We start from the raw sequence: 13,215 nt of genomic DNA, 5'->3' as shown, positions 1-13,215 counted from the left end.
GTTTTCCCCAGCTTCGGTTGTAAACGCAGGCACGGCTGATAGACTCTGAGGTGCGAACTGGCCCGCCGGGGGACGTGGGCCCATCAGTGAGAAGCAGAAAGTGGGGGGCGCATGTTCAGCCGATTCATCATCAACCCACCGGTCTTTTTCGGCGCCGTGATCATTATCGCGATCTTTCTTTTGATCGGCGTCGTTTTTCCCGGTCAGGCCGGAGAGATTTTCTCCGGATTACAGGGCAATATTCTGGCCACCTTTGGTTGGCTCTATCTGCTTGCCGTCGGCATCTTCCTTATTTCGGTGCTCCTTTTCTCGCTCGGGCGGTTCGGGCGCCTCAAGCTGGGGCCGGACGATTCCGAGCCGGATTTCCGGTACCTTTCCTGGGTGGCGATGCTTTTCGCCGCCGGCATGGGGATCGGGCTGATGTTCTATGCGGTCGGCGAGCCGATGACGCACTTTCTCGCCCCGCCCACTGCCGAGCCGGGCACCGTCGCGGCGACCCGCGAAGCGATGACGGTGACCTTCTTCCACTGGGGTATCCACGCGTGGGGCATTTATGCGGTCGTCGGTCTGTCGCTGGCCTATTTCGGCTATCGCTACAACCTCCCGCTTACGATCCGCTCGGGGCTCTATCCGCTCCTTAAGGACCGCATCAACGGTCCCATCGGTCATGCGGTCGATATCTTCGCCATTGTTGGCACGATGTTCGGCATTGCGACCTCGCTGGGGCTCGGGGTCACCCAGATCAATGCCGGGCTCAACTACCTCATCGGCCTGCCCATGGGGCCGCTCGTCCAGGTGCCGCTCATCGCGGTGATCACGGCGCTTGCGACAATCTCGGTGGTCACGGGCCTCGACAAGGGCATCCGCATCCTCTCGGAGACCAATCTCGTCGTCGCCGTCCTCTTGATGATCTTCGTCCTGCTCGTGGGGCCGACGGCCGACCTCTTCCGCGATTTCGTGCAGAATATCGGGCTCTATCTCGATACCCTGCTGTTGCGCACCTTCAACATCTACGCCTACGAACCGACCCCGTGGGTCGACGGCTGGACGCTCTTTTACTGGGCGTGGTGGATTTCCTGGTCGCCGTTCGTGGGCATGTTCATCGCACGGATCTCGCGCGGACGGACGGTGCGCGAATTCGTTACCGCGGTGCTTTTCATCCCCGCCGGGTTCACCTTCTTCTGGATGACGGTGTTCGGCAACACCGCGATTTTCATCGATACCGGCGTCGCCGCGGGCGAACTCGGGGCCGCTGTTGCCAACGACGTATCGGTGGGGCTCTTCCAGTTCTTCACCTACCTGCCGCTCACCGCGGTCACCTCCACGCTGGCGATCCTTCTGGTGGCGATCTTCTTCATCACCTCCTCGGACTCGGGCTCGCTCGTCGTCGATACCATCGCCGCGGGCGGCGAAACCGAGACGACGACGCTCCAGCGCGTCTTCTGGTGCGCGCTCGAAGGCGTGGTCGCCGCGGGACTGCTCCTTGCGGGCGGGTTGGGGGCCCTGCAATCGGCAACGATTGCGAGCGCCCTGCCCTTCACCTTCGTCATGCTGGCGCTCGTCTGGGCGCTCTATGTCGGCATGAAGGCGGATATCGCCCAGCAGGAGGCGCATGCGGCCGTTCCGCTCGCGGCGCCGGCGCAGCCCGCCTCGGGGCTCACATGGCAGCGCCGGCTGGCGCTCATGCTGCATGCGCCGAACGAGCGCGAGGTCGCGGCCTTTATCGATAAGGAGGTCAAGCCGGCGCTCGAACAGGTCGCAGGCGAACTCACCGCGCGCGGCCGCGAAGCCTTTGTCGATGTCGAGGAGACCGGCGCGGTCGCGCTCAAATCACCGGCCGAAGACGTGCGCGATTTCGTTTACGGCGTCGTCCCCGCCTCCCAGAAGCTCGCGGCCTTCACCGCGTTCGAGGCGGCGCGGCTGGGGACACGGCATGAGGCGCGGACCTATTTCTCGGGTGGCAGCCGGGGATACGACGTCATGGGCATGACCCGCGAGCAGCTCATCCACGACGTTCTGGTCCAGTTCGAGCGCTATCTGCTGCTCGTCCAGTCCCCCGCGTCCCAGCTCGTCTCCGCCGCGCCCGAGCACGACGTCGAGGTTAACAAGGAAGCCTCCTAGGCAAAGAAAAACGGCCCGGGGCACATCCCGGGCCGTTCATTTTCAGGCGAAGCCGTTTATTCAGGCGAAAACGCTCGCGCCCCGGTCGGCCGCGCCGACCAGCTGCCGGAACCCCGCGAACAGTTCGCGGCCCATGCCGTAATGCTCGTGCTCGAGGTTTTCGGTCGCCGGTGTGCGCGCCAGGAAGGTGTGCTCGTCACCCAGATAGGTGAGTGTCCCCTTTTCCGCGTCGAGCCGCAGCATGTCGCCGTCGCGGATTTTCGCGATCGGCCCGCCATCGGCGGCCTCGGGGGTCATGTGGATCGCCGCGGGCACCTTGCCCGAGGCCCCCGACATGCGTCCGTCGGTGACGAGCGCGACCTTGAGCCCGCGGTCCTGCAGAATGCCCAGCGTCGGCGTGAGCTTATGGAGCTCGGGCATGCCGACGGCCTTGGGGCCCTGGAAGCGGATGACCGCGATGAAATCGCTGGTCAGTTCCCCGGCCTTGAAGGCGTCCTGCAAGCCCTGCTGGGTATGGAATACCCTCGCCGGTGCCTCGACGACGCGGTTCTCGGGCTTGACCGCCGATACCTTGATCACCGACTTGCCCAGATTGCCCGAGAGCAGTTGCAGTCCGCCGGTCTTGGAGAAGGGCTCGGACGCCTTGGTCAGAACCTTGGGGTTGCCGCTTTCTTCGGGCGCCGGCTCGAAGGTCAGTTCCTCGCCGACGAAACGCGGCTCCTTGGTATAGGCCTCGAGCCCCTTGCCCCAGACGGTCGTAACGTCGTCGTGGAGATATCCCGCATCGAGCAGTTCGCGGATCAGGAACCCCATGCCGCCCGCCGCGTGGAAGTGGTTCACGTCGGCAAGCCCGTTGGGATAGACGCGCGCCAAAAGCGGCACATGGTCGGACAGCGCCGACATGTCGTCCCAGGTGATCTTGAGCCCGGCGGCATTGGCCATGGCAACGAGGTGCATCGTATGGTTGGTCGATCCGCCGGTGGCGAGCAGGCCCACGAGCCCGTTGACGATGGCCTTCTCGTCGATCACGTGCCCGGCGGGCGTATATTCGTTGCCCTGCGCGGTGATCGAGAGCGCGCGCTTGGTCGCCGCCTTTGTCAACGCATCGCGCAGCGGCGTGCTGGGATTGACGAAGCTCGCACCGGGTAGGTGCAGCCCCATGATCTCCATGAGCATCTGGTTGGAATTCGCGGTGCCGTAGAAGGTGCAGGTGCCCGGCCCGTGATAGGACTTGCTCTCGGCCTCGAGGAGCGCGTCGCGCCCGACCTTGCCTTCCATATAGAGCTGGCGCACGCGCGCCTTCTCGTCGTTGGGCAGCCCCGTGGTCATCGGCCCGGCGGGAATGAAGATCGCCGGCAGGTGCCCGAACGTCAGCGACGCGATCACGAGTCCGGGCACGATTTTGTCGCAAATGCCCAAGAACACCGCCGCGTCGAACATATTGTGCGAAAGCCCCACCGCGGCGGCCATCGCGATCACGTCGCGGGAGAACAGCGAGAGGTCCATCCCCGTCTGGCCCTGGGTGACCCCGTCGCACATGGCCGGAACGCCGCCGGCGACCTGCGCCACTGCGCCGATCTCGCGCGCGGCCTCCTTGATGATCCCCGGATAGGTCTCGTAGGGCTGGTGCGCCGAGAGCATGTCGTTATAGGCGGTGATGATCCCCAGATTGAGCGCCGTATCGCCCGCAAGCGCATCCTTGTCGGCCGGCCCGCACGCGGCAAAACCGTGTGCGAGGTTGCCGCACGAGAGCGCGGAGCGGTAGACGCCCTGCTTGCGCGCCCTGTCGAGCCTGTCGAGATAATCGCGGCGCGAGAGTTCCGAGCGGGCCGCGATGCGGTCCGTTACGTCCTTGATCGCCGATTTGACACTCATGTTCGGGCCTCCTTGGTGTGAGGTGGAGGGTATCCGAGGGCGGGGAGGAGCTCAGGGACACCAGAATAGGGAAACCGGCACAGCCGATTGCGACAGCACCGCGCGCACGGGCATATCCTCGACCGGCCCGGTTTCGAGCGCCTTGTCGAAGACCTGCGCCTTCTCGTCTCCTTCGATATGGAGATACAGCGCGCGCGTTGCCAGAAGCCGGGGCAAAGTGAACGTCACGCGCGCCTCTCCGGCGCCGGGCGCGCGGATCGCGATGGCCGGCCCCTCGCCGGTCAGCGCGTCGGAAAGCGTATCCCCGCCGGGGAAGAACGAGGCGGTGTGCCCGTCATTGCCCATGCCGAGGATCACCGCGTCAAAGCCCCCGGGCAGATCGGCGAGGGCGGCATTGGTCCTTGCGATACCGGCATCGTCGGGTTCCTCGCCGCCCGAAAAAAGCGGCACGAACGCCGCCGCGGCGGCCGGCCCTTTCAAGAGGTTCTCCTTGACCAGTTTGGCGTTGGAGCGGTCCGAGGTTTCGTCCACCCAGCGTTCGTCGACGAGGGTGACGACGACGCTTTCCCAGTCGATGTCCTCGCGGTTCGAGAGGGCTTCGAAGAACCGCTTCGGCGTCGACCCGCCGGAGACCGCGAGTACGGCGGTTCCGTGCTGGTCGATCCCGGTGTTGAGGTTTTCCGCGACGGCCTCGGCAAGCGCCTCGGCGAGCTTGTCCTTGGTTGCAAAGACGTGACGTTCAACGCTCATGATCGGTTCCTCGCCTCTTGTTCGCCGGACTATTCCACACCCTCGTGCCAGGTGCGCCCGTCGCGCTCGATCAGCGCCACCGAACCTGTCGGCCCCCAGGTGCCCGCGGTATAGGGCTGGGGGGCATCGGTCGCGTCGTCCCAGGCCTCGCGGATCGGGTCGATCCAGCGCCATGCCGCCTCGAGTTCGTCGCGGCGCATGAAAAGGGTCTGGTTGCCGCGGATGACGTCGAGCAGCAGGCGCTCGTAAGCTTCGGGCGTCCGCTCGTGGAACGTCTCGGCGAACGAGAGGTTCAACGGCACCTCGCGCAGGCGCATGCCACCGGGGCCTGGGTCCTTGATCATCATCAGCATCTTGACGCCCTCGTCGGGCTGGAGGCGGATGACGAGCTTGTTGGCCCTGGGCGCCCCCTCGGCGTGATCGAAGATCGAGTGCGGGATTTCGCGGAACTGGATGACGATCTCGGAAACACGCGTCGACAGCCTTTTGCCGGTCCGCAGATAGAACGGCACGCCCGCCCAGCGCCAGTTCTCCACCTCGGCCTTGATGGCGACGAAGGTTTCGGTCTTCGAGCCCTTCTTGTCCTCGGGCAATTCGTCCTGATAGCCGGGCACAGAGCCGCCGTTGACCGCGCCACCGCGATACTGCCCGCGCACGGTCATTTTCGACACGGCATCGCCGGTGATCGGCTTCAATGACCGGAGCACCTTGAGCTTCTCGTCGCGCAGCGCGTTGGCGTCGTCGGACGCCGGGGGCTCCATGGCGACGAGGCACAGGAGCTGCATCAGATGGTTTTGCACCATATCGCGCAGCGCACCGGACTCGTCGTAATAGCCGCGCGTGCCCGCGCCCACGTCCTCGGCCACTGTGATCTGCACGTGGTCGATATGGGCAGCGTCCCAGATGGGTTCGAAAAGGATGTTGCCAAAGCGCAGCGCCAGAAGGTTCTGGACCGTTTCCTTGCCCAGATAATGGTCGATGCGGTAGACCTGATCTTCGGCAAAGACCTCGGAGATCGCGTCGTTGATCTCCATCGAGGATTCGAGGTCGTCCCCGAGCGGCTTTTCGAGCACGACGCGCGCATCGCGGCGCCAATAGCCCTTGTTGTCGAGATAGTCGCAGATCGGGCCGAAAAGCGAGGGCGCCACGGCCAGGTAGAAAGCCCGGATGACTTCGGGATCGGACCTGAGGCTGTCTTCGAGCTCGGCCCAGCCGTTCTTGTCGTTCACGTCGTTGGCGACATAGGAAAAGCAGGACACGAAGCGGTCGACGACGGCCTTGTCCTGGTAGTCCTTCTCGACGAATTCGGCGACGGCGTCGCGCGCGATCTTCTGGAAATCGGCATCCTTGAGGGCGGTACGCGAGACCCCGATGATGCGCGAGCGCTCGTCGAACTGCCCGTCGAAGAAGCGGTGAAACAGGGCCGGGATCAGTTTGCGCCGGGTCAGATCGCCGGTGGCGCCGAAAACGACGTAGTCGAAGGGTGGGACAGGAATGATACGGGACGACACGCGAGTCCTCCGTGTGCGTAAACGAAACTAATTGCCGAAATTCTGGCGAGCCAGAATGACGGCGCCGTGCAAGGGTTCGGCGCGGGGCAGGCTGACATAGTCGCCGTAGCGGATTTCGAGGAGCGGCATCAACGCCTTTCCGAAGCCGCCAACGACAGCGAGTTTTTTTGCACCACACGCTTTGAAGTAAGCCACATAGCGATCGATATGGCCAAGCTCGATATCGATCATTTTTTCGGCAACCGGATCGCCTTTTTCAAAATAATCCATGAGTGTCGGCATCAGCGCGCCGTAATCGGCAGGCTGGCGTTTGTCGAAGCTCCAGTCCATCACCGCGTCGAGCGTGGGCCCGAGGGTTTCGATCACCTTTTGGGTGAGGGGAGAGCCCTCGACGAGCCCGTCCGTCGCCTCGACCGCATAACGCACGAGCTCGCGCCCCAGGATCGCGCCGGACATCTGGTCGCCGATGTGGAAGCCCCAGCCGCCGACCTGGTAGCGGTTGCCTTCGACCAGCGCCAGGCCGGCCGACCCGGTGCCCACGATAATCACCGCGCCGTCCTCGCCCTCATGGGCGCCGGCGCGGGCGATATCGATGTCGTCATAGACCCGCACCTTGGCAAACGGCCAGTCGCGCTTCTCGAACGCCTCGCGCGCCGAAGGCAGGCGCCCGCCCGCCATGCCGAAGCACGCTGCGGTCTGCGCCGTCTCGGAATAATCGAGCCCGGCCTTCTCGAAGGCTTCCCGCGTCCCGGCCATGATCGACTCGTAGGCAGGGTTGCCGTCTTCAAGTTGCAGATTGGAGCGCCCGTTGCGGGCTTCGGCCAGGGTCTTGAACTCGAGATCGGTCAACCGCACGCGGCAATTGGTGCCGCCCCCGTCGACGCCGAGATAGTATTTGGTCAAAATCGAACGCTCCAGTTCTTACGGACACAGGGCCTAAGACAAAAGTCGTAGACGGTCAAATCGGAAATTGGCTGCAAACCAGCCCGTGGCAGGGCCGATATCGCATGATAGACATATCATCAGCTATATGAAGAGTTGCGGAGGGTTTTGCGTGAACGATCACATCCTGATTCTCGGGGGTGCGCGCTCGGGAAAGACGTCGCTGGCCGAGCAGATCGCCTTGCGCGCGGGCAAGAGACCTGCCTACCTTGCCACCGCCGAAGCGCTCGACGACGAAATGGCAGAGCGGGTCGCAGCACACCAGCGCATGCGCGAGGGCCGGTTCGACACCATCGAGGAGCCGATGGAACTCGCCGAGGCGATCTTCGCAGCCGCCCAGGATCACGACGTGATTCTGGTCGACTGCATCACGCTCTGGATCACCAACCTCTTGAGCATGGAGCGCGATGTTGCCGAGGAAGTCGAAATCCTCGTGGATACGCTCGACGCCATTGAGGATACGCGGCTCATCATCGTTTCGAACGAGGTGGGTCTGGGCATCGTCCCCGACAACGCGCTCGCCCGCACCTTCCGCGACCTTACCGGCTCGGCCCACCAGCGCCTCGCCGAAATCTGCCGCCACGTCTATTTCGTCGTCGCGGGCATCCCCATGGTGGTCAAGGGCGAAGCGCCGTGGAAGGACCTGAATTAGAACAGCCAAAGCGCAACGGCCGCAGCTGCGCTCACCGCGAGCAGCACGTCGAGAAGCCGCCGGTACAGCCTCAGCGCGGCATCGATATCGTCCGCCCCCAGGTCCCGCCGTCCGTCCCCCATCGCGGGAAGATCGAGCACCTCGCCCTTATAGGCCCGCGGACCGCCGAGCCCGAACCCCAGCGCCCCGGCCATTGCCGCCTCCGGCCAGCCGGCGTTGGGCGAGGCGTGCTTTACCGAATCCCGCCGCGCGGCCCGCAGCGCCGCGCCCGGAGCCGCGCCGGGCACCCAGCGCGCGGCGAGCGCGATCAGCAGCGCGGTGAGGCGCGCGGGGATATAGTTGGCGACGTCGTCCACCTTCGCCGCCGCCCAGCCGAAGGCGCGGTAGCGGTCTGATTTGTGCCCGATCATCGAGTCCGCCGTATTGATGGCCTTATAGACCGCGATCCCCGGCAGCCCGAACAGGGCGAGATAAAAGAGCGGCGCCACCACGCCGTCGGACGCGTTTTCCGCCAGCGTTTCGATTGCCGCGCGCGAAATCTCCGCCTCATCGAGTTCCGCGGTATCGCGCCCCACGATATGCGACACCGCCTCCCGCGCCGCCTCGACCGGCCCCGCCCGCAATGCGTCCGCAACGCGTGCCACCGCATCGCCCAGACTTTTTTGAGCCAGCAATGACGACGCAAGTGCGGCCTCGAACACCCAGCCGCCCGGCACCGCCGAAAGCAGCCGCCCGACCGGATGGGCCGCGAGCAATACGAGTGTCAGAAAGGTTCCCAGTAACGCTGCACCGATCAGACGGCCGGCATCGTCGGGCGTATCATCAGGCTTGTTGAAGGCCCCCTCGCCCCTGGCGATCACCCAGCCCATCCACGCCACGGGATGGTTCAAGAGCCGGTAGACGCGGTCGGGATACCCCCATATCCGCTCGATAATCAGCGCGAGCAGGGCGACCCAGACGCTCATGTCGTCACCGGCCGCGCCAGCGCAAAGAGCGCGTCGAGATCGAGGTGGGCCTCGAGATGCCCCGCAAGCGCGTCGAGCGTCGCGTCCACCCCGGCGTCGTAATCGAGCAGCGGGTCCGCAACAACGCCCAGCCGGGCGAGAAAATCGCGCCGGAAATCGTCGGCGGCAAAAAGGCCGTGCAGATAGGTGCCCATCACGCGCCCATCGGCGCTGCGCGCGCCCTCGGGCGCACCCGCCACATACCCGAACGGTCTTTGCGTATCGCCGCCGCGCGTTATGCCCATATGCATATGATAGCCCGAAATGGAGAGGCCGGACACGGCGTCCTGGGCCGCTTCGACCCGCAATTGCTTATGGGCGTCCATAACGGTTTCGACATCGAGATGTCCGAGCCCGGCACTCTCGCCCCGCGCGCCCTCGATCCCCGCGGGATCGGCGACGGACCGCCCGAGCATCTGATAGCCTCCGCAGATCCCCAGCACGTGCCCGCCCGCGCGGATATGCGCGGCGATGTCGATATCCCATCCTTGCGCGCGCACGAACTCCAGATCCGCCCGGGTCGCCTTCGAGCCGGGAATGATGACCAGCCGCGCCTCGCGCGGAATGGCCTCCCCCGGCGCCACAAGCACCACCCGCACCCCCGGCTCGGCGCGCAAGGGATCGAGATCGTCGAAATTGGCGATCCGCCCCAGCCGCAGCACCGCGATCACGACGTCACCGCTGTCCGCGTCGGGTCCTTCGAGCGCCAGCACGTCCTCGGCGGGCAACCGCCCCGCACCGGGGAAATGCGGCACGGGACCAAGGCACGGCACGCCGGTCTTTTCGGCGATCAGCCGCCGCCCCTCGTCAAAAAGCGACGGATCGCCGTGGAACTTGTTGACGAGCGTCGCCGCGATCAGCGCCCGATCCTCCGGCTCGACCACCGCGAACGTCCCCACCACCGACGCGATCACCCCACCCCGGTGGATATCCCCCACGAGCACGACAGGCACCCCCGCCGCCTGCGCGAAGCCGAAATTGGCGAGATCGCTTTCCCGCAGATTGACCTCGGACGCGCTCCCGGCCCCCTCGACGAGCACGAAGTCGTTCTCCGCCGCCAGTTCGGAAAACGCCGCCAGCACGTCGGGCATCAAGCGCCCGCGAAACGCGAAATACTCCCGCGCCGACATCGAGGCGACGCGCCGCCCGCGCACCACGACCTGCGATCCCGTTTCGCGCTCGGGCTTTAACAGCACCGGGTTCATCGCGGTCACGAGATCCTTGCGCGCGGCGCGCGCCTGCAGCGCCTGCGCGCGTCCGATCTCCCCGCCATCGGCGGTGACCGCCGCATTGTTGGACATGTTCTGCGGCTTGAACGGAGCGACTTTGTGCCCGCGATTGGCCAGCGCCCGGCACAGCCCGGCCACGATCAGCGATTTGCCGACGTCCGAGCCCGTCCCCATCACCATCAACGCCCGCGCGGTCATCCCTCGGCCCCCGCGATCACATGCGCGTATGACCCCATCACGCGCCCGTCGCGCGCGCCCATTGCCCCGAGCGCTTCCCCCGCCGCGTCCGCGACCTCATAGAGCGGCGGCAGCTTGGCCGGCGCGGCGCTCGAATAATGGAATTCGTGCCCCATCAGCCGTGCGGGCCAGGGCAGGGGCGAAGCGTGGGTCAGGACCCGGTACCCCAGCACCCGCCTGGGCCTGTCGATCCGCGCGGCGACGGGCAGAAGTCCCGTCATCGGGTGGGTTATCCCCGCCTTGTCGGTAAGCGTTTCCCCCAGCACCATGAACCCACCGCACTCGCCGTAGATCAGCGTCCCGCGATCGCGCGCCGCTTCGAGCCCGGCGCGAAACCCGTGGGCCTCGGCCAACCGCGCCCCGTGCAATTCGGGATACCCTCCGGGCAGAAACACCGCGTCGGCATCCCCGGCGGGCGCCTCGTCGGCCAATGGCGAAAAGAACGACAGCCGTGCCCCGGCACCGTGCCACCCGTCCAGCATATGGGGATAGACAAAGGCGAACGCCGCATCGTGCGCCACCGCGATATGCTGCCCGAGCGGGGCCAGATCGGGCCGCACCGCCGCCGTCCCCACCGCGCGGGCGATGGCAGCGAGCAGGTTGCCGTCGATATGGGTGTCCATCACCGCCCCGGCGCGCGCGATGAAGTCGTCGACGCCCTCGACATCCCCGGGCAGCACCAGCCCCAGGTGCCGCGCGGGCAATTCAAGATCGCCGCGCCTCGGCACCGCCCCGAGGCACGGAATGCCCGTCTTCTTGAGCGCCCCGCGCAGCATCGCCTCGTGTTTGTCGGAGGCCACACGATTGAGGATGACGCCCGCCACCTCGACGTCCGCGCGCCATGAGGCAAACCCGTGCACCAGCGCGGCGACCGATTGCGCGTGGCTCTGGCAGTCGACCACCAGCACCACGGGCAGATCGAGCGCCGCGGCGAGATCCGCGGTCGAGCCGCCGCCGCCCACCGCACCGTCGAACAGCCCCATTACGCCCTCGATCAAAACGAGGTCGTGCCCCTCGCCGTGCCGCGCCGCGAGGTCCCGTACGCGGTCCGCGCCCATCGCCCAGATGTCGAGATTGACCGCCGGCGTCCCTGCCGCGCGCGCCAGGAACGCCGGGTCGATATAGTCCGGCCCCGCCTTGGCGGGTGCAACGCGCATGCCCCGCCGCGTGAGCATGCGGGCGAGCCCCAGCGTCACGGCGGTCTTGCCCGAGCCCGAGCGCGGCGCGGCGATGACGAGCCCCTTAGCCAAGCGCATTCTCCCGCAGCGCGCCGGTATACCAGTCGAGCGCCTCGCGATAGCGCGAGACCGGCCCGAGCACCACCACCGCAGGGGTGGGGATCTCCCGCGACGCAACGAGCGCGCCGGCCGCCCCGAGCGTCGTTTCGGTCACATTCTGCTCGGCGGTGGCCGCGTTCGAAACGATCGCCACGCGGTCGTCCGCCGCGCGCCCCGCGGCGATCAGTTTTTCGGCGATCGACCCCAGATGCTTGACCGCCATATACATGACGATCACCGGCGCCGCCGTTGCCACCGCGTGCCAGTCCACCGCCTGGGGCACGTCCCCGGTGTCGTCATGGCCGGTGAGAAAAATCACCGCCTGATTGGTGTCGCGATGGGTCACGGGGATGCCCGCATAGGCGAGCCCGCCCACCCCGGCGGTGATCCCCGGGACGATCCGGAACGGCACGCCGGCCCGCGCGAGCGTTTCGCTTTCTTCCCCGCCGCGCCCGAACATCATCGGGTCGCCGCCCTTTAGCCGCAGCACCTTCTTTCCCGCCCGGGCCTTCTCGATCAGCGTTAAGGAAATATCGGCCTGCCTGGCCGAGGGCTTGCCACCTCTTTTGCCCGCATAGATCGTTTCGGCCCCGGGATTGGCCATCTCGAGCAGCCCCTTGCCGACGAGCGCGTCGTAAACGATCACATCGGCCTGCCCGAGCGCATGATAGCCGAGCAGCGAAATCAGCCCCGGCGCGCCCGGCCCCGCGCCCACCAGCCAGACCGAGCCGGGCGCAAACGGGGGGAACTGCGCCGCGTCGAGCCGCGCAAAATGCCCCTCGCCTCTCGCGCGGCGTTTGAACCAGCCCAGCACTCGCGTCTCCTTAATGGAATCTGCCTTCGGGCTCATATAGAACCCCAGCATGACCAAGGGCAACGACATGACCGCGCCAAAGCGCATCCTCATTCTCGGCGGCACCGCGGAGGCGCGCGCGCTCGCGGACAGGCTGGCCGGGCGCGCAGAGGATGTCATCACATCGCTCGCCGGACGCACCTCGGCGCCCTCCCTGCCCGTGGGGAAAGTCCGCACTGGCGGTTTCGGCGGCGCCGAAGGGCTCGCCCGCTACCTCGCCGAGACCGCCGTCACCCACCTTGTCGACGCGACCCACCCCTTCGCCGCCCGCATCTCGGCCAACGCCGTCATCGCCGCGCGTGCGGCCAACGTCCGGCTCCTCCGCCTCGAACGTCCCGCCTGGACGCCGCCGGCGGACGCAAACTGGATCGATGTGCCGGATATGCCCGCCGCGGCGCGCAATATCCCCGAAAACGCCCGCGTCCTGCTCACCATCGGACGACAGGAGCTTGCCGCCTTCCACGGGGTCTCGGACTGCACGATCTTCGCCCGCGTCATCGAGCCGCCCGAAACCGTCCCGACCGGCTGGACGATCATTGCGGCGCGCGGCCCCTTCACCATCGATCAGGAGCGCGCGCTCCTTGAAACGCACGCGATCACGCATCTCGTCACGAAAAATTCCGGCAGCCCGCACATGGCCGCCAAGCTTGAAGCAGCCCACGCCCACGGCGTCGCGGTCCTCATGATCGCCCGCCCCAGACTGCCCGAGGCCGAAACGGCCGCAACGATCGAGGATACGCTGAGCTGGCTTTCGGCCTAGGCGA

At 66.3% G+C, this 13,215-nt stretch carries 11 protein-coding genes; 3 read left to right on the top strand and 8 right to left on the bottom strand.

Features of this window, described 5'->3' with window-relative positions; genetic code table 11:
* The first annotated feature begins 111 nt into the window (after positions 1-111).
* Complete coding sequence (locus LSG43_RS02920) at positions 112-2,121, top strand: BCCT family transporter (RefSeq protein ID WP_231801140.1); 2,010 nt, start codon at positions 112-114, stop codon at positions 2,119-2,121.
* Positions 2,122-2,181: 60 nt separating this feature from the next.
* Here the strand turns inward: LSG43_RS02920 and edd are convergent, their stop codons facing one another.
* From edd to LSG43_RS02900, 4 genes are read right to left on the bottom strand one after another with little or no spacing between them, the layout of a single operon-like run.
* Positions 2,182-3,996, bottom strand: coding sequence for a phosphogluconate dehydratase (gene edd, locus LSG43_RS02915; RefSeq protein ID WP_231801139.1), 1,815 nt, complete (start codon positions 3,994-3,996; stop codon positions 2,182-2,184).
* Positions 3,997-4,047: 51 nt separating this feature from the next.
* Positions 4,048-4,746 (bottom strand): 6-phosphogluconolactonase, encoded by a 699-nt coding sequence (gene pgl / locus LSG43_RS02910; protein ID WP_231801138.1) that lies wholly within the window; start codon positions 4,744-4,746, stop codon positions 4,048-4,050.
* A 29-nt stretch (positions 4,747-4,775) separates the two neighbouring features.
* Positions 4,776-6,257, bottom strand: coding sequence for a glucose-6-phosphate dehydrogenase (gene zwf, locus LSG43_RS02905; RefSeq protein WP_231801136.1), 1,482 nt, complete (start codon positions 6,255-6,257; stop codon positions 4,776-4,778).
* 27 nt (positions 6,258-6,284) lie between these two features.
* Entirely contained in the window at positions 6,285-7,160 is an 876-nt protein-coding gene (locus tag LSG43_RS02900) for a glucosamine kinase nucleotide-binding domain-containing protein (RefSeq protein WP_231801134.1), read from the bottom strand.
* Positions 7,161-7,311: 151 nt separating this feature from the next.
* Here LSG43_RS02900 and cobU point away from each other — a divergent pair, with 151 nt between their 5' ends.
* The gene (gene cobU / locus LSG43_RS02895) at positions 7,312-7,851 is read left to right on the top strand and encodes a bifunctional adenosylcobinamide kinase/adenosylcobinamide-phosphate guanylyltransferase (protein WP_231801132.1); all 540 of its coding nucleotides are present in this window, start codon (positions 7,312-7,314) and stop codon (positions 7,849-7,851) included.
* Here cobU and cbiB read toward each other — a convergent pair.
* The 4 genes from cbiB to cobA are packed head-to-tail and all read right to left on the bottom strand — an operon-like array spanning position 7,848 to position 12,481.
* Positions 7,848-8,816 carry an adenosylcobinamide-phosphate synthase CbiB gene (cbiB, locus tag LSG43_RS02890; protein ID WP_231801129.1) on the bottom strand — a complete coding sequence of 323 codons (969 nt, stop codon included), beginning with the start codon at positions 8,814-8,816 and terminating at the stop codon, positions 7,848-7,850. The two genes, cobU and cbiB, sit on opposite strands and share 4 nt — an antisense overlap.
* The gene (locus tag LSG43_RS02885) at positions 8,813-10,282 is read right to left on the bottom strand and encodes a cobyric acid synthase (RefSeq protein WP_231801127.1); all 1,470 of its coding nucleotides are present in this window, start codon (positions 10,280-10,282) and stop codon (positions 8,813-8,815) included. Before LSG43_RS02885 ends, cbiB begins: the two co-directional genes overlap by 4 nt.
* On the bottom strand, positions 10,279-11,577 hold the full coding sequence (locus LSG43_RS02880) for a cobyrinic acid a,c-diamide synthase CobB (RefSeq protein WP_231801126.1): 1,299 nt from the start codon (positions 11,575-11,577) through the stop codon (positions 10,279-10,281). The genes LSG43_RS02885 and LSG43_RS02880 overlap by 4 nt, the downstream gene beginning before the upstream one ends.
* Positions 11,564-12,481, bottom strand: a complete 918-nt coding sequence (gene cobA, locus LSG43_RS02875; protein ID WP_231801125.1) for a uroporphyrinogen-III C-methyltransferase — start codon at positions 12,479-12,481, stop codon at positions 11,564-11,566. The genes LSG43_RS02880 and cobA overlap by 14 nt, the downstream gene beginning before the upstream one ends.
* Here cobA and LSG43_RS02870 point away from each other — a divergent pair.
* On the top strand, positions 12,462-13,211 hold the full coding sequence (locus LSG43_RS02870; RefSeq protein ID WP_231801124.1) for a cobalt-precorrin-6A reductase: 750 nt from the start codon (positions 12,462-12,464) through the stop codon (positions 13,209-13,211). The two genes, cobA and LSG43_RS02870, sit on opposite strands and share 20 nt — an antisense overlap.
* The last annotated feature ends 4 nt before the right edge of the window (positions 13,212-13,215 follow it).

It is taken from the genome of Pelagibacterium xiamenense (assembly GCF_021166475.1).
In the GTDB taxonomy this organism is placed as follows: Bacteria; Pseudomonadota; Alphaproteobacteria; order Rhizobiales; family Devosiaceae; genus Pelagibacterium; species Pelagibacterium xiamenense.
The sequence above is the reverse complement of the archived record's forward strand: the minus strand, read 5'-3'. Positions and strand labels throughout refer to the sequence as shown.

Excerpts from the sequence above, each read along its gene's own strand:
- LSG43_RS02920 (WP_231801140.1), top strand. The coding sequence starts at position 112 with ATGTTCAGCCGATTCATCATCAACCCACCGGTCTTTTTCGGCGCCGTG.
- edd (WP_231801139.1), bottom strand. The coding sequence starts at position 3,996 with ATGAGTGTCAAATCGGCGATCAAGGACGTAACGGACCGCATCGCGGCC.
- pgl (WP_231801138.1), bottom strand. The coding sequence starts at position 4,746 with ATGAGCGTTGAACGTCACGTCTTTGCAACCAAGGACAAGCTCGCCGAG.
- cbiB (WP_231801129.1), bottom strand. The coding sequence starts at position 8,816 with ATGAGCGTCTGGGTCGCCCTGCTCGCGCTGATTATCGAGCGGATATGG.
- LSG43_RS02885 (WP_231801127.1), bottom strand. The coding sequence starts at position 10,282 with ATGACCGCGCGGGCGTTGATGGTGATGGGGACGGGCTCGGACGTCGGC.
- LSG43_RS02880 (WP_231801126.1), bottom strand. The coding sequence starts at position 11,577 with ATGCGCTTGGCTAAGGGGCTCGTCATCGCCGCGCCGCGCTCGGGCTCG.
- LSG43_RS02870 (WP_231801124.1), top strand. The coding sequence starts at position 12,462 with ATGACCAAGGGCAACGACATGACCGCGCCAAAGCGCATCCTCATTCTC.
- cobA (WP_231801125.1), bottom strand. The coding sequence starts at position 12,481 with ATGTCGTTGCCCTTGGTCATGCTGGGGTTCTATATGAGCCCGAAGGCA.